This is a genomic window from Granulicella aggregans, assembly GCF_025685565.1.
Lineage (GTDB): Bacteria > Acidobacteriota > Terriglobia > Terriglobales > Acidobacteriaceae > Edaphobacter > Edaphobacter aggregans_B.
In genome coordinates this window covers 1-15153 of sequence record NZ_JAGSYE010000009.1, presented here as the reverse complement: position 1 = coordinate 15153, position 15153 = coordinate 1, and the positions used below count along the sequence as shown (strand labels likewise).

The following is a 15153-nucleotide window of genomic DNA, read 5'->3' as shown; positions in this document are numbered from 1 at the left end:
ACCGAGCCGAAAGCGTGGAGCTACCAGCTTTCAAACGGCTTCAAAACTTATTGGGAGCTGAGAAAGAAAGCAATGCCGATGCCGCTTCGGGTGGTTTATTCGGTCTTCGGCAACTGACTTTCGGCCTGGCACTAATCGCCTTGTCCTTCATCAGGTAGCCTTTGTTTTTGCTCTTGTTCCTATCTTGAAAAACCCATGTTTTTCGCAGAAAAACTGGATGTCGAGTTTCTGCCGCGCACGCAAAATCCTGTCAAGGCTGGCCGGTTTCATCGGCCACCGCGTAAGCGGCGCGTAGCGGCCTTTACTGGATTTTCGGGTGTGGCCGCTGTTGTTTGTTCTGGTTGTTGTTGCTGTTTTTTGTGGTTTTGGATGCCGAGAACCACGATTAGATAGAAGGGTAAAGATAAAGACTAAAAGACTAAGGGCTTGGAAATCACTGATTTCATTGTGTTTAGTGTCTTGACCCGCCCCCTATACCTACCGAGTTGCTTTCACCCGCCCCCTATACCTACCGGTTTCGTCTCGACCCGCCCCCTATACCTACCGGTTTTGGGACTTTAAGCTGTGGATAAGTGACGACCCGCCCCCTATACCTACCGGTTTTGGCTTGACCCGCCCCCTATACCTACCGGTGAGGGGCTAGAAACCTGTGACAAAAAGGCCACCCGCCCCCTATACCTACCGCGACCCGCCCCCTATACCTACCGGTTTTGGGCTCGACCCGCCCCCTATACCTACCGACTTCTGGTCATCGCCAAGGCGTTTGTTGGAGGCTTTCATGTCGTAGATGAAGTCGGAATGAGGATGCAAAGTGAACTCAACATCGAGCAGCTTTCCGCGTGGGCCTGTCTTATCCTCGCGCCTGTAGCTGAGCAAGACTCCGCGTGCGGTCAGCTCGCGAAACGCAGCCTCCAGCTTCTCAATGCCTCTGCGTCCTCGCGCATATTCGTCTAAGAGGCCACTGTCACGCTTGACGGTGCTGTAGAGCATGTCGAAAGGCTTGAGATGGTGAGCAAAGGTGTATTTGAGAGCGAGCTGCTTGTGAAGCCAGCGGGCGAGCTGGGTGCTGTGGCTCATCATCAGGTGATAGTTGAATTGCCGGTAGGTCACCTGGTCGATACTGCCGGTTACGAGGGGATGGAACTGAACCATCCAGCGGGCTTTAGGGTCTTCGCGGAGCTTATTGCGGGAGACGGCCGCCAGTGTCGGCAGATAGGTTGACCTGACCATTCCCTCGCTGCTGCCATCATTGGGCCTGATGTCTACGACGCACTGAGAGAGGATGTTGAGCGCCTGCACGATTTCCTGATAAGAGCGTGTGTGCCCGCGCCTTTGCAGCTCTTCACGAAGAGCATAGAGCGTGAACGAGACCCCGCTCCGATAGTTGGGCTTATCGAAAAACCCGGCCTGCTGGTCAATAGCGAGCTTGCGCAGCGCATCTTCCACCAGCTCTTCGGTCGCGCTCGGGTAGTAGTCGCGGTCTACGCCGTCCGGGTCGGTGACGCGGGCCGCATAGATAGTCCGCGTATACATGCGTTGCCGATATTGAAACCCTGCCTCGTGCTTCTCAAGGAAGCGGTCATTGATGCGGGCTTTGGTCATGGCCTGGCGGCTGACAGAGTAGCGCGGCACGCTGTCCCATAGGTCGATGGCGTTGGAGAGCGAGTCCCGCTGTTCATCGGTATTGGCTAGAAAAGTCTGAAAAAGGCTGAGCTGCCTGTTTTCATATTCAGCGGCGGTCGGTTTTGGCAACCTGTCTGCGCCCTCCGTTTCCTTCGGCACGATGGTGCGGGAAACCGGTTTGGCTGTCTTAGGCTGCTTTGTCATGCGTGTCGCTTTCCTGTTGTTGCAATGCTGCTTTTACTGTGGCTCCGAACCACTGGCAACCTCGGCCGGTGCGGATGTTGAGCTGGTTTAGCTCGCGTGCGATCGCACGGTAGCTCATCCCCTGCCCTTCCAGGCTGCGCATGATGTTGAGGATCTCCGGCGCGGGCCTGCGGGCGACGTGGACGGCGCGGGCAAGGCTGAGAGCTTCCTGCGGCCGGGGATTGCCGAGCTGTATGCCTCGCGCCTTAGCTGCCTTCAAAGCGGCTTTGGTGCGATGTGAGATTTGCTCGCGTTCATGCTCCGCAAAAGCGGCCAGCATGTGGAGCATCAGGCGGTTCGCATGGGGATTGTCACAACATACGAAGTCCACGCCGCCATCCATGAGGGCTGAGATAAAGGCGACGTTGCGACCGAGCCGGTCAAGCTTCGCGATAATCAGAGTGGCTTTCTTCCTGCGGCACTCTTGCAGAGCCGCGAGAAGCTGGGGGCGATTCGTGTGCTTCTTGCCGCTCTCGACCTCGGTGTATTCGGCAGTGAGCTTCCCTGTCCCAATATGCTGAAGCACCGCTGCACGCTGTGCCTCTAGCCCTAGCCCACTGGCTCCCTGTCGGTCGGTAGACACTCGGAAATATGCAATAAAGGCTGACATCTAGTTGACTCGGTTTCGGGGTGGGTATTTGCCTTGCCGCCAATTTTCCGGGCGCTTATGCCTTCCCGAACGCCATGCTTTTTCGTGCTCGGTAGGGCCAAGATTCTTACTCGTGCCGCTGCGCTTAGTGCCGGGTATCCAGCCTTGGGGTTCCGGGTCTATGCCGTAGTACCTGGCGATGGAGGGAAACTGCCCTTTGAGCAGATACTTACCTGCGCCGAGCAGCGCGGGCACTTCCTCGATATGAATCGGCTGAGGAGTGTAGTTCTTAGCCGCAACGCTTTTGAGCCATCCATCCAGCTTTCGAGTGAAATCTTGTTCCCGAGCGGGCGGTACATGGACAAGCCAGTGCGCGTGAAAGTGACCTCTATCTTCCGGGTTCTCAAGCACCCAAAGAAAGGTAGGAACCGCAGCAAAAGCGGCGAACTTACGAGATGGGTTCTTTATCCAGCGGACGAACTTCCGGCGCATTTCAAGGAACGCCGGTCCCATTTCAAAGATGGTTAGCGAGGTTTCCCAAAAGTTGATAGTTACAAGAAGGTTAGGCTCAACGTCCAGACTCCGAGCGAGCCTAACCCCGTGATAAAGCGTCCGACCCCCGCGACGTTGAATGTACTGCGTTTGTTGTGGAGGACTAATCTCTATCCGCTCTGCCTGCATGAGACCCCCTATAGCTTGGGCTGGTAGCTGTGACCATTACATTGTATGGGTGTTTTTGTCAGTGTTGATGCCATATGTATCTAAAGGAGGGCGCTAGTGCAATATTTGCAAACGTCCGTTTGGATTATTGCAGTTGACCATATTTCGTGCAAGAAAGCAAGAAATCTTGCAATGTTGCATATGGGGTAGGCTTGAAAAGCCTGGGGCCTACCTCAGAGAGGTAGGCCCGACAGCCTGGTCTTACTTGTTAGAGGCGACGAGAGTCGCCGTTGCCTTCGTCGGGATTTCGAGCTTCGGGCCTTCGACCGTGAAACGAAGGTCGTTGGTCGCCAGCGTGTTGCTCGTCCATCCTGTTCCGGCCAGGAACAAGTAAACGATTTTGATTCGCCACTCTCCCGGAACAGCCTTGTCCGGCAACTTGGCATGAAGCAGGAATTCCGTGCGCTCACGGTTGGTGGGTTCACCGGAAGCGACGGTAAGCTCCTGGTCTACCAGAACCGGAGACAGCCGTACTTGGAAGTAGGCTCCCTCTGGCAAAGGCGTGTCGAGCTTCATCTTGAAGGAGACTTCACTACCGCTGCGGAGCGGTTCGTGATGAGCTTCGAGTTGTGCGGCAACATGGTTGTCAGTCGGACTTACAGCCTGTCCGAATGCGAGTGCTGTCGATAAGGACAGCAGGCAAACTGCGGTGAAACTGGCTTGCTTGGTCATTCGCTACCCCCTCCTCAGGGGGCTGGTAGTGCGTTAGTAACCAGCAGCACGAATTGACGAACGCGAGAATAGGGGATATTCTCGAAAAAGCAGAAAAAACCCGCCCTTGGAAAAAGGGTCTTTTTTTGCGCCGTCGATTCGTCTGCTGGTTGAAACGTCTCTGAGCGCGTCCAACGCTTAGAAGACACAAGTGCGCTCTTTTAGAAAACGAACGCGTGGGAGAACTAGCTAGTTACCGACCAGAAACGGCCATTCGATAGACCTAAAAAAGCGCCTATCTCTATCCATTATATCACGTTGCGGGCATAGCTGTGAAATGGCTGTCGCAAATCCTCATTTGCGACAGCCATTTGTTTTTCTTCTCGGTGTTTTCGCTAGGATTTCGCCTGCAAGAAAGCATGAAAGCAAGATAGCAAGTAATCTTGCTGGGTCATGTCGGCTTCGAGCGCGGCCCTCTTCAACGCCTTCACTTCCGCTGCGGGCCAGCGGAAATTGACCGGCGTATCGTTCTTGGACGGCTCCGCTTCCCTGCCCTTCTCCTTCATTGTGCGCGGGCTGGTTGCGGCCGGGGGCTGATGCGTGGGCGCGGCAAGGTCGATGTCGAGTGCGGCTGCTTTAGCCATTGGCTACTTCCTTTCGCTTGGCCTGGGTCGGGATGCAGGCTTTGATGTTCTTCCATAGCGCCGTCATTTCCTGGGCGGCTGGGCCTTTGGCCAGAAGCTCCTGGGCGGTGCGGCCGTCCGTCATCGACGCGGCATAGGCCGTGCGGTCAGCAACGAATGTCGGGGCAACTTCCCCGAATTTAGAGAGCAAGGCGACCGACTGCGCCGTGATGCTCGCATTGACCTTGGTGCGCATCATGACGAAGACGAACGGGATGTGTTCAGCCTTGAGGAGCTGGAAGGTTGCGGCGGCCGACCAGATGTCGGAAGGGCTGGGCTGCACCGGCACAATGACTAGGTCGGCGAGCCTAAGCAGGGACAGCACGTCCTCTCCCCTGCTCGGCGCGGTATCGACAAAGCAATAACGGGCTCCGCGTTCTTCAAGCTTAGTGAGGCCCTGCCCTATGGCTGCGAATGGCAGCTCGACGCGCTGCGGCGTTTCAGCCTCCCGCAAGTTATGCCATTGGGTGAGCGTTCCCTGCGGGTCGGTGTCGATGAGGTAGACCGGGCCGTCGCCGTCGCGTTCCGCCTGGGTTGAGATATGGACAGACAACATGGTCTTGCCGCTGCCGCCCTTCTGCGAATTGATGATGATAGTCTGCATGATTCCTTGGTTTCAAGATTGCAAGATTTCTTTATAACTATATATCTTGCTTTCTTTATTGCAAGGGAACTTGCGACAACGCTACGCGCTGGGCGTGGTCGGTGTCGTATGAATCGGGTCGTCACTCGCTCGTTGAATCTCGAACGCCGCCCGCACGAGGCCGCCCAAGCAGTCGTTATCTGCCCACGTTTTGACTTCCAGGTCGCGTAGCGTGCCAAAGAGGACATCGGGCCTCAAGTCCGAAAGAGGCAGATGATAGGTTGCCGGGGGGAACTCCATGTATATCCGCTTCGTGTCGCGATTGAGCTTCCACGGCCCCCAGTTCGATTCATCAATTTTGCCCATGCGCTCTATGAGCTTGCCGAATGCTTCATCGAGAGAACTTATGCTGTGCTCATCCATTGGGCCATCATACGGGAGGTTTGACAGCCCTATCTTGAATGCAAGAAAGCAAGATTTCTTACTTTTCGCCGGAGGGCAAGGCAGCGGCCGTTACCTTGATGGACTCAACTATCGGGGCATCCTTTGCTGGCGGGTCGTAGAGGTCTTTGTGAAACTCCCGGATATGCTTGCATCGGCCATAGTCGATGGCGTGGACGATGGGCCAGAGGTTCCGGCCGGTGACTTCGACGACCATGAAGGAGTAAACCAGCGTGAAAATCGAATCCTCATCGTGGTCGTAGATGATGTCGAGCAGATAGGTATAGGCAGGAAATCGAGAGGGCAGGGAAGCACTCTGGATGTGAAGCCTGGTCGCATTGTCGCGAAACTCGACGGCGGAATATGTGCGGTCGTGATTGAACAGGGGCATGTCGCCTTCGTCGGCCGGAGAGGGTGAGGTTTCCCGGTCAGACTCGCGACGGCCCTTCTCCCGCCCCGTGCTTCCGCTCCATAAACGGCCAAACCCGGCCTTATCCAGCTCTTCGGTCATCGCTCTAGCTCTCCAATCTCGCGGGCCAGTTCGCCCGGCTCCTGCGCTCGTCGTCGCCAGTATTCGGCAGCTTTTACAGCCAATCCAAGGGCTGCGTCACGGGCCTGCGCTATGCGTCCGGCCGCGCGTTGCCACCAAGTAAACCCATCCGCATGGATCTCCGGCACGGCCCCATGCGCTTCAATCGCCCCGATGAAGGGCGCGGCGGCGGCCCGTACGCGCTCCTGGGCGGTCGGCTGGTCCTGGGCCGGGGATGTAATGCGCTCGCGCTCCTGGCTGATGGCGGTCTCCAGCTCCCGCCGCTCCGCTAAAAGCGCGTTGTACTGCTCGACGTGGCGGTTGTAATCGCCCGCTCGTGTGGCCTCGCCGCGCCGCTCCTGGCCGCTGGCCTTGGGGCCTAGATGAATGGTTCCCTCGCGCTCGATGCCGCGCTCTTCAAACGAACGATGGTCAACGCGGAGGTCGGAATTGACGGCCGCAAGCGCTTCGTTGATGAAGTCGGCCGCCAGCTCGCGGAGCTTCACGACTTCCTTTCTGCCGGTGCTGCGGTCGTCTAGGATGCGGGTCTTTTTTCCCATCCCGCTTGGCGTAACCTCCCGCGTGGTGAAGAGAATATGCGCGTGGTAATTGCGGTCGTCACCGTCGCGGCTCGGAGCATGGAGGGCGACCGATACGGCAACGCCGTAGCGGTCTACCAGCTCGCCCGCGAAACGTTCCACGATGCGCTGACGGTCGGGAAGGGAGAGAAGGGAAGGCAGCGCCAGCTCTATCTCCCGGCCCACGGTGCTGTTCTTGCGTGTCTCGGCTTGCTCGGCCGCGTTCCATAGTGCCTCGGGGTCATGCACCCACTCGGGCGCGTCCACGGGCGCTACGGTGAAGGCGGCTTCAACGCCGCTCTTGCGGGTGTAGTCATGAACGATGTCGTGCAGCTCGTCATGGAAACATTCGCCCATGCGATACGCTGCGGCCGCAACGACGGAGCGGCCCGCCGAACGGCTTATGGTCTTCATGGTGGAGTGATACCAGCTCGCGGTCGTCATGCCGCCTCCAAGGGGCAGGGAAGGGAAGTCCCGTCGCGCATCCAACCGGCGCACGGTTGGGAGGGAGTCCAGAGGGGCAGGGCCGCCCCTCCTGGTCGTGATTGAACCGCGAAAGGTTCACGGCATCCAATCCGCGCAGGGTTGGTCTGGGTCGATGGGGCAGGAACGCCCCTCGTAGTAGTGCAGGGAGCTAAATCCCTGCCGCACGCAAACGCAGTTTGCATCAGTGCGCCCTTCGGTATTTCTACCCTTTCGAGATGAGGGTAGCATTGGAGTGAAAATTGTAGAAGCCAGAAGTTTAGAGATTGCTATAGTGCTGTGATATTTTTAGCAACCCCAGAAAACAGGAGAGCTAGTCATGCAGCCTGACAAACTGAAACAGCTCATGGAGAAGCGCAACGCGGTCAACGCGCGAATCCGCAGGGAACAGAACAAGCTCAAGGCTGGTGAGCGCCGGGACGACACACGGCGGAAGATTCTTGCCGGTGCCGCCGTGCTGGAATGGGCTGCGAAAGATAGCGACTTCGCTGCACGCTTGCAGGGAGAGCTGCGGGTCTTTCTGGTGCGTGACAACGACCGGGCGCTGTTCGGATTGCCGCCGGTCGAAAAGCAGGACGCGCCCCTGGAGGATGAACGGGAGCGGCAACGCGCATAAGCCCATCGAGGGCTTATAGCGCCTTGGGATTTAACGCTTAGGTGCCGAGGCTGGCTGTTATGCTGTCGGCCATATGTAAATCCTTGGAGTGGAAAGGTTCCAAATGGACCCGACGCACGTAGTCGTGACTTCTGGCAATGAAGTGGGGGAGTGGGCGCGCAAAATCATCGAGGTCTACATGACCTGGTACACCTTTTTTGCAAGCTCGAATGTTCTGGCTATGGGTTGGATTTTTGGCTCGGAAATAGACCAAAGCGTAAGGCCCATGCTGAAGCCAATTTGCATTCTGTTTGCGATTTTGAATGTGCTTGGGGCTATTTCAACTGGTGTAGTTGGTTCGTCCGTAGGCCCACAAATCCCCGAATTCAAGAAGCTCATTTATTGGGCGGCCGGAGCCAACGGCTTTGCCTTGCTGGGGTTCGTCGTGGTCTGGTGGGTCTGCTACAAGAGGCTTAGCGCACCGCTTCCAGCGGCCATACTCGCTAGGCCAGGAGCCACTATAAACATCAATAGTGCCGGAAATACTGTCATAAACAACTAGTCTTGCAACAACCGAGTCTGGCAGCTAAAGTCAACGGCTTCATTCATAGCGATGGAGAACGCCGTGGCTCGAAAGCCCCATATCCAAGATTCGGACGAACATGCGCCATGGCCGCAGCCGGAAGACTTGCGCCAGTGGCTCAATGAAGAATCTCGCCGGGTGATGAAAGAAGCGGAGCTACGCATCATTGATGCAACCGAACTCGTTACAGGGTTTCTCACAGGCCATATAAGCCGAGAAGAGGCGCAAGAGCGGTCTGCCGAGTACCACAGAAGGTGGGGAGACGCGCTCCGAGATGTGCCCGAACTCAAAGACGGAATGACTGCTCAAGAAATCTATGCAGCGCAGCGCGAGCATAGGGAAGGGCAGACAGCGGCCAAGAAATGGGCGGGAAAACCCAGCAGCGACCGTGGCGGTCGGTAAGTCTGTCTTCGACCTCGACGACCGATAGCTTTTTGAGCTTCGCAATCTGGGATGCACTAGGACCATTGTTCCGTTGTGGAAACTGGCGGTGTGGGAATTGAATACCCACGGCGGAGGTTGTTGCGCGTTATTTTCCTCGTGTCTAGCACCCAGATATCCGAGGGGAGCCTCTCCATGACGACACGGGTTCCGAAGGTTCTCCAGTGACCATACATCGCATAATCTCCGTCGCTGTCTGCTGCCACTAGCATTATGTTGAACACTCTTCCCTCTCCTGGCACCCAAGGGATAATTTCACATCTAATTTCATGCTCCCACGCGGGGGTTCTTCGGCTCACACGACATTGGAGGAAATACTTTTTGTTGATGTAAACCACTAGCCAGACCCGCAAATCGGCATCGAGCGCGTCGATTCGACCGCGTACCGCAATAACTATGGAAACGTCCTCCATCTCAGCCGGTTCCGTTATGCAGGCATCCACTCGACCGAATAAACAGTGCAGATTGTTGGGGCTGGCTGCCTTCACCCGGCGTGGACGTGGCGTATAGACCATGTAACTGCGGGGCGGCAGAACAAGCCAAATTTCGTCCGGACCGGCCGAAGCGTAATGGTCTTCAAGCATGTTTCTGAGGCGGTTCGCCGTATTGCGAACAAGGGGACTGCCACGGTCGTACTTCCGGCCGAGTCCTTCGGTTATCTCCTGCACTGTAGGCGGTGTGTCGTTTGTGAGTGACCAATTCACTAGGTATGACAGAAGCTCTTTGGCGTTTTTCTGATTTTCCAGCGCCGCACTGCGGTGCAAGGTTTCGACTTGGGCGTGAATAAGCCCGGGCTCGATGGCCGCCTTTCTCAGAGGCACCAGTTTGTTGTTTTTGGGGGCGCTCATCGTCAATCGCTAATTGTCGCATCGGCGCTTATCGACACGCCGATTGTGCTTCCTCCCGCGACTTCATTCTTGCGATGGTGAGTTAGAACATGGGGCAACACCCCAGAGGGGGAATCATGAAAGCTGAAGTGATATCACCAGGACGCAGCTCCGACGCGGCAATGGGGCGCGGCTTCACAAGCAAATTCGGCCTTCATCCGGGCATGGCCCTGCTGACGGTCGGCGTAGACACGATGCTGTTTGCAAGCGATATCGCGACGGCGGGATTCATCATCCCTCTTACCCTCGCTGTGGCTGCGGGCCTCGGCGTGGTTACGTTCATGGCGCAGAAGAAATGGTACGGCGACGACAACGAGTCGGCGTTCATCAAGGCAGCTATCGTAGCCGGGCTTACAGCAATTCCGACATCTCTGCCTGGGTTCCTCTGCGCTCCGGCCGGAGTCGTTGGTCTCTTTCACCGGAAGCGGGGGTAAGCGATGGCGCAACGCAGCTTCAGTGAGCAACTGCAGAAAGGTCTCGCGGATGCCGTTGCCGACATCCGCGAGAAGGTTGTCGAGGAGCCGATGTGGGGCCGCTCGCTGGGAGATAACGAACCCTTCCCCTGGCCGCAGTCAGATGGCAAATCGTTCGGCAGCAGCGAGCGGACTATCGAGCGCGAGCCGGAAATCGACATGGAACGCTAACCCTTGGGGGCGGATATGAGCTTTGTAAAAGACTTGAACACTCCGCTGCTAAGGCTGTCACCCCACGATGTGCTGACTCTTGAGGCAGCGCATCGTGGGTGTCACATCTTCGGGGCTGTCGGTAGCGGAAAGACTTCTGGCTCCGGCCAGGCCATTGCCGGCGCGTATCTTCGTGCCGGCATGGGCGGGGTCGTCACCATCGCGAAATTTTCGGATATTGCCATGTGGCAGGGCTACGCAAAGAAACACGGGCGTGAGCGCTCCATCGTACTGTTCGATGAAAATCAGGGCTTCAATTTTCTCGACTATGAGCTGGGCCGTCACGGGACGGATGGGATTGGGTCGGTCGTTGAGTGCCTGATGCTGGTTCTCGAAGCCTGCAAGTCAAGCAGCCCAGGCGCAAAGCAGAGCGGCGGAGATCCGTTCTGGATGGAATCGACACGAGAGGCCCTGCGCTACACCATTCCGCCTATCTACGCGGCTTTTGGCAGCGTCACCATTCCTCACATCATCCGCTTCATCAGCTCGGCCGCTCCGAGCGTGAAGGATGCGAAAGACACCGAATGGCAGGAGCGCTCGTTTCTCTACGAAGTGATGAAGATGGCCGCGCTGCGGCCGAAAGTGCCGCTGGGCGAAGGCGCGATGCGAAACATCATCGACTATTGGGGAGAGCGTTTCCCCGCTATCCCTGACAAGACACGCGGCAATATCGTCGCCTCAGTGACAACCGCGCTCGACCGCTTCATGCATGGCAGGCTGCAACGCGTCTTCTGCGGCCGGACAACGGTGGTTCCTGAGATGACGTTTCATGGGGCGTGCATCCTCTTGGCGATGCCGACGCTTACCTGGAACACGGATGGAGTCATTGCCCAGAAAATCCTCAAGTTCTTCACGCAACGCGCCATCCTGAACCGCAACAGCCTGGCTCCTGAGCATCGCGAGCGCAGCGTCTTTCTCTTCTCAGACGAAGCGCAGGAGACAGTCACTTCCTACGATGGAGAATTCCTCTCTGTGTGCCGCGATTCGCGGGCCTGCGTGGTCAACCTGACGCAATCGCTGCCGAACTACTACAGCAAAATGGGTGGCGACATGCCACGCGATGCTGCTCACCAGCTCGTGGGTAAATTCGGACACTTTCTCTTCCACTCCAACTCCTGCCCTGACACGAATGAGTACGCCGCTCGCGTGATTGGCAAAGCCGTGACGCAACGCAAGAGCTACAACAAGGGGTCTTCTGCAAACCTAAATTTCGGCATGTCGGCAGGCGAAAGCGCAGGCGATAACAGCTCGCACAATCACAGCCACGGGGGTCAATCCTCCAGCAGCGGCTTCGGCTCCGGGTCGTCGAGCGGAAGCAATTGGGGCTCCAATCGAGGCCAAACCACCGGCACTACCGAGACCTACGGCTGCACGGAAGCGATTGAATACGTCATCGAGCCTGGAGAGTTCGCCCGGATGTTCAAGACGGGCGGAAAGCAGAACGACTACGAAGTGACGGGCCTTTGGTACAGAACGGGACCTGGCTTCAAGGCAAGCGGCAGCAACATCCTCATGGGGGTATTTAGACAGCGATGAAACCACCTTCAGCTCTCGCACGCATCACAGGCACCCCGTTCGTTGCACTCGTGCTGTTCGGGGTATATGCGGCCGTTCTCCTGGGCTGCTCACAAGGTCACATTCCCGTCTGGATGGCGGCCATTGCCGTGATGTTCGCGGTCGCGACCGGCAACTCGGTTATCGAGGTCAGCCACTACAAGCGGTGGATGGCTCGCTGGGAAGCGATGGGCGGAAGCGAAGAGGACGTGCAAGCCCGGCTCAATCGCACGCCCTGGCTGTCGATGCTGATGGCGGCCGCGCTGCTCGTCTTCCTGCCTACGCTGCACACGGCGAACGATGAGACCGTGACGATGGCTTATGTCATCGTCTGGCTTCTCTCGGCCCTCTACCTTGTCGTCGCGCTGTGCAAGGTCCTCTTTCGGCGGCGCCGTCGCAGCTCGGATAACTCAGGGCGCCAGGTTGAAGAGCAAGCCTCGCCGACGGAGTATCTGGTCGGCCGGGCCAGCTCGTCGCCTTCGCTTCATGACGCAACGCGAAACCTGCCGGATTATGCGGCCGCCATGCTGCGGAACCGGCGAGACGAAAATTTCTAAAAGCGAGAAAAGGGGGGCTCTGCCCCCCTTTTGAACCCCCCGGGATTTAACGCTTTGCTGCCAGGGCTGGGGGTTTGGATTTTTGCTTGGCCTGGCGTTGCTCGTGTCGCCGGAGGCGTAGCTCCTTCAACGTTTCAAGCTTGTCCTCTTTGGGCGGTTCTGTCTTCTCCAGAAGGTCCGCGTACACCCCTAAGAAGCCGTTGCTGTTCCAGTTCGCCATTGCGCCAGCATAGGCGGCTTTTTGATTTCTGCAACAAAATTCAAAAGGACGATGACGTGGGGCTAGAGAAGCGCCACGCCGGACGCTTTGCAGGCGGCTATCAGCTCGTTGTCGAGGGTCGCCAGAGGAAGATTCTTACGCTGCGCCAGCTCCAGGTAAGACGCATCATAGGACGTAAGCCGGTACGTGACGGCCAAACGATGAACATCGGTAAGGATGCGGTCGGAGCTGTCCGGGTCCATCATGATATTCAGCCTGTTCAAGGTCGCCAGAAACTCATCAACCCGAAGCTCTGTCAGAATGCCGTCCTTCTGCGACTTCGCCAGAACCGCGCTCACTTCGTAACGCCACAGCACCGGCACTAGGGCCGCACCGGTCGCGAGCTGCTGTAGTACGCCATCGGCGTAGGGGTGCGCTGCATTCTGAAAGCACCATCGCATCGTGACGGAATTGTCGAGAACGAAGACCGTCAAGCCCGGCCTTCACGCATGAGGTCTTGGATGCTCACCCCATCGGGGAGCATGTTGCCCTGGCGCAATTGCAGCATCCGCGCCGCGGCTTCCTGTCCCTCGGTCGGCCGCGGCCGGGATGCAACAAGGTTTGCTTCAACCTGAAGGCCGCGCAGAAAAACCTCACGCGCCAGCTCGTCCGCGCCTTTGCCTTCCAAGGCGGCGATGTGAGTAAGCTGGGCTTCCTGCTCGACGGTGAGAGTGATTTCCATAGTTTTCAGGGTAGGAAGAGCCGGGGGTGGTGTCAACTGAAGAATAGGCTTTGCCTGGCTGTAGACCGGGTGTAATGTGCAAACGGGCCAGCCGGAGGATAGGGCAATGCAGGGATGCAACCCGAGCGCCGAGCTGGAGGCCGGGGCTGGTAGTGATGGCTTAGCCATCCGGGGGTGGCTAAGCCACTCCCAACCGCTTCCCCTCAAGCCTTCTTTTTTTTCACAGGTGATTTTCGGGGTATGACCTCGCGCGGGCCAGTGACAAGGCCACTTCTGAGGAATTCATCAATCGCGGTCGCGGGTAGCGGCTCCGACGTTTTCGTCTACGTTCATGGGGGAGGCAGCAGGCCTCCCCCAATCTTTTCTTGCAGCCTGGCTGGAAACCCCTATTATTTGCGGCATGATTAGAACTGAACGGAAAATGCTGTATCTCTTCCTCACGGTGCCTGCACTCCTCGCAGCATCGGGGTTCTGGTTCCCTATCCTGTACGCGTTGCTGCCGGTCGGCATCGTCCTTGTCTACTGGCTCCGCAAAACGTCGCGTGAATACGTTGCAGGACTCACCCCAGAGGAATCGAAGTCTCTTGAAGAATTCAAGTTTATAAACTACCCCTGACCACCCCCAGCCCTGGCCTGAAAGCGATAAATCCTGTGGGGCAAGCTTCGCCCCACGAAGAAGGCTTGTTCCCGCGCATTAGAGGCCCGTGGAGAGGTTTTTGCGATTTTTTGGTACTGCACTATGAAATTTCGGTTTTGGCGGCTTCCTGGGGCATTTCTGGCCGATTGTGATGTGCCGTAATTGCCTAATCCGTCCTGGTGTACGCTCGCTTATGCGAAAACTGCGGCTGAACCGATGGGTGCTTATCGGCATTTTGCTTTCGGTGATTTGGGCGGTAGGTGCGGCCATTCACACGCACAATGACACAGTGAAAACTGCCAATTTCTGGGTGAAGCAAGAGCAGAGTTTTTGCGTTCCTGCCACACAAGCCAAGCAGGGCGAGGATAGCTGCGAAGCGAAAGCGGCGAAGACCTACAGAACGTGGATGGAAGGCGACAAAGAAAACATGGCGATTGTCGCCCTCGCCCCAATCCCTTTCGCTTGGTTTGCAGTGTTCGTCCTGGTCTATGTCGTCCGGGCGCAAATCGTTGGGTTCCGCGCGGTCGTGCCGTGGGCCACGCTCACGAGGCCGAAGAAAGTGTTTGTAGGCCTCTGCTGCCTGGTGAGTGCTCTTTTCGTGTTGTTGGGCTTGGTCATGGCCATGAATCTTTATGTCGATACGCAGGTGCCGGTTGGCATGGCCAGCTTTCAAGACCTGACGAAAACCTGGAATGGCGGTGTCATGGTCACTGGCACATGGACGCGGACGGATCTAACCGACGACACGATTGCAGACCCTCTCCAGACCTCGAAAATCGTCTGTGATAGGGCTGCAAACAAATGCACGGAAGCCCTGGCATCAGTCTCCGGCACAACCATGATGGCTGATGTGGTCGATTATGACGTTCAGAGCTGGACGGCCGATGCAATAGTGATGCGGAAGGATGACCTCTGCGCAACGGAAGTTTTCACCATCGACCTGAATACAAAGGCAGTGACAGGCGCGGGACACACAGACCACGAAACCGATAGCTATTGCGCCGGAAATCACACCGAGCCGAAAGCGTGGAGCTACCAGCTTTCAAACGGCTTCAAAACTTATTGGGAGCTGAGAAAGAAAGCAATGCCGATGCCGCTTCGGGTGGTTTATTCGGTCTTCGGCAACTGACTTTCGGCCTGGCACTAATCGCC

The 15153-nt window shown here is 57.2% G+C and carries 20 protein-coding genes; 8 read left to right on the top strand and 12 right to left on the bottom strand.

Going from position 1 to position 15153, the window contains the following annotated elements; all coding sequences use genetic code 11:
• Positions 1–678 precede the first annotated feature (678 nt).
• From OHL18_RS23115 to mobQ, 9 genes are all read right to left on the bottom strand, one after another.
• Positions 679–1827, bottom strand: a complete 1149-nt coding sequence (locus OHL18_RS23115; RefSeq protein ID WP_263377243.1) for a hypothetical protein — start codon at positions 1825–1827, stop codon at positions 679–681.
• Positions 1811–2476 (bottom strand): recombinase family protein, encoded by a 666-nt coding sequence (locus OHL18_RS23110; RefSeq protein WP_263377242.1) that lies wholly within the window; start codon positions 2474–2476, stop codon positions 1811–1813. Before OHL18_RS23110 ends, OHL18_RS23115 begins: the two co-directional genes overlap by 17 nt.
• Positions 2477–3136 carry a hypothetical protein gene (locus OHL18_RS23105; protein ID WP_263377241.1) on the bottom strand — a complete coding sequence of 220 codons (660 nt, stop codon included), beginning with the start codon at positions 3134–3136 and terminating at the stop codon, positions 2477–2479. It lies immediately after the preceding gene.
• Between the two features lie 240 nt (positions 3137–3376).
• A complete protein-coding gene (locus OHL18_RS23100; protein ID WP_263377240.1) occupies positions 3377–3847 on the bottom strand; it encodes a hypothetical protein in 471 nt (156 codons plus the stop codon).
• A 374-nt stretch (positions 3848–4221) separates the two neighbouring features.
• On the bottom strand, positions 4222–4470 hold the full coding sequence (locus OHL18_RS23095) for a hypothetical protein (RefSeq protein ID WP_263377239.1): 249 nt from the start codon (positions 4468–4470) through the stop codon (positions 4222–4224).
• The gene (locus OHL18_RS23090) at positions 4463–5113 is read right to left on the bottom strand and encodes a ParA family protein (RefSeq protein ID WP_263377238.1); all 651 of its coding nucleotides are present in this window, start codon (positions 5111–5113) and stop codon (positions 4463–4465) included. The genes OHL18_RS23095 and OHL18_RS23090 overlap by 8 nt, the downstream gene beginning before the upstream one ends.
• Positions 5114–5194: 81 nt before the next feature.
• Positions 5195–5515: a hypothetical protein gene (locus OHL18_RS23085; RefSeq protein ID WP_263377237.1), complete on the bottom strand. Its 321-nt coding sequence runs from the start codon at positions 5513–5515 to the stop codon at positions 5195–5197.
• A gap of 58 nt (positions 5516–5573) precedes the next feature.
• Positions 5574–6044, bottom strand: coding sequence for a hypothetical protein (locus OHL18_RS23080; protein ID WP_263377236.1), 471 nt, complete (start codon positions 6042–6044; stop codon positions 5574–5576).
• Positions 6041–7084 carry a MobQ family relaxase gene (gene mobQ / locus OHL18_RS23075; protein WP_263377235.1) on the bottom strand — a complete coding sequence of 348 codons (1044 nt, stop codon included), beginning with the start codon at positions 7082–7084 and terminating at the stop codon, positions 6041–6043. Before mobQ ends, OHL18_RS23080 begins: the two co-directional genes overlap by 4 nt.
• 358 nt (positions 7085–7442) lie before the next feature.
• Here mobQ and OHL18_RS23070 point away from each other — a divergent pair, with 358 nt between their 5' ends.
• The 3 genes from OHL18_RS23070 to OHL18_RS23060 all read left to right on the top strand — a co-directional run bounded on the left by OHL18_RS23070 (position 7443) and on the right by OHL18_RS23060 (position 8703).
• A complete protein-coding gene (locus tag OHL18_RS23070) occupies positions 7443–7739 on the top strand; it encodes a mobilization protein (protein ID WP_263377234.1) in 297 nt (98 codons plus the stop codon).
• 103 nt (positions 7740–7842) lie between these two features.
• A complete protein-coding gene (locus tag OHL18_RS23065; RefSeq protein WP_263377233.1) occupies positions 7843–8280 on the top strand; it encodes a hypothetical protein in 438 nt (145 codons plus the stop codon).
• A 63-nt stretch (positions 8281–8343) separates the two neighbouring features.
• Positions 8344–8703 carry a hypothetical protein gene (locus OHL18_RS23060; RefSeq protein WP_263377232.1) on the top strand — a complete coding sequence of 120 codons (360 nt, stop codon included), beginning with the start codon at positions 8344–8346 and terminating at the stop codon, positions 8701–8703.
• 56 nt (positions 8704–8759) lie between these two features.
• Here OHL18_RS23060 and OHL18_RS23055 read toward each other — a convergent pair whose 3' ends face one another.
• Positions 8760–9590 carry a hypothetical protein gene (locus OHL18_RS23055; RefSeq protein WP_263377231.1) on the bottom strand — a complete coding sequence of 277 codons (831 nt, stop codon included), beginning with the start codon at positions 9588–9590 and terminating at the stop codon, positions 8760–8762.
• A gap of 116 nt (positions 9591–9706) precedes the next feature.
• On the opposite strand from OHL18_RS23055, the gene OHL18_RS23050 reads away from it, so the two are divergent.
• Genes OHL18_RS23050 through OHL18_RS23035 form a run of 4 tightly spaced genes read left to right on the top strand, consistent with a single transcriptional unit; the run spans position 9707 to position 12423 of the window.
• Positions 9707–10063 carry a hypothetical protein gene (locus OHL18_RS23050; RefSeq protein WP_263377230.1) on the top strand — a complete coding sequence of 119 codons (357 nt, stop codon included), beginning with the start codon at positions 9707–9709 and terminating at the stop codon, positions 10061–10063.
• 3 nt (positions 10064–10066) lie between these two features.
• The gene (locus OHL18_RS23045; RefSeq protein ID WP_263377229.1) at positions 10067–10273 is read left to right on the top strand and encodes a hypothetical protein; all 207 of its coding nucleotides are present in this window, start codon (positions 10067–10069) and stop codon (positions 10271–10273) included.
• A 15-nt stretch (positions 10274–10288) separates the two neighbouring features.
• Positions 10289–11848 carry a type IV secretory system conjugative DNA transfer family protein gene (locus OHL18_RS23040; protein WP_263377228.1) on the top strand — a complete coding sequence of 520 codons (1560 nt, stop codon included), beginning with the start codon at positions 10289–10291 and terminating at the stop codon, positions 11846–11848.
• Entirely contained in the window at positions 11845–12423 is a 579-nt protein-coding gene (locus OHL18_RS23035) for a hypothetical protein (RefSeq protein WP_263377227.1), read from the top strand. Before OHL18_RS23040 ends, OHL18_RS23035 begins: the two co-directional genes overlap by 4 nt.
• A 282-nt stretch (positions 12424–12705) precedes the next feature.
• Here the strand turns inward: OHL18_RS23035 and OHL18_RS23030 are convergent, their stop codons facing one another.
• Positions 12706–13116 (bottom strand): type II toxin-antitoxin system VapC family toxin, encoded by a 411-nt coding sequence (locus OHL18_RS23030; protein ID WP_263377226.1) that lies wholly within the window; start codon positions 13114–13116, stop codon positions 12706–12708.
• On the bottom strand, positions 13113–13364 hold the full coding sequence (locus OHL18_RS23025) for a hypothetical protein (protein ID WP_263377225.1): 252 nt from the start codon (positions 13362–13364) through the stop codon (positions 13113–13115). The genes OHL18_RS23030 and OHL18_RS23025 overlap by 4 nt, the downstream gene beginning before the upstream one ends.
• 830 nt (positions 13365–14194) lie before the next feature.
• On the opposite strand from OHL18_RS23025, the gene OHL18_RS23020 reads away from it, so the two are divergent.
• Positions 14195–15130 (top strand): hypothetical protein, encoded by a 936-nt coding sequence (locus OHL18_RS23020; protein WP_263377224.1) that lies wholly within the window; start codon positions 14195–14197, stop codon positions 15128–15130.
• Positions 15131–15153: the final 23 nt, after the last annotated feature.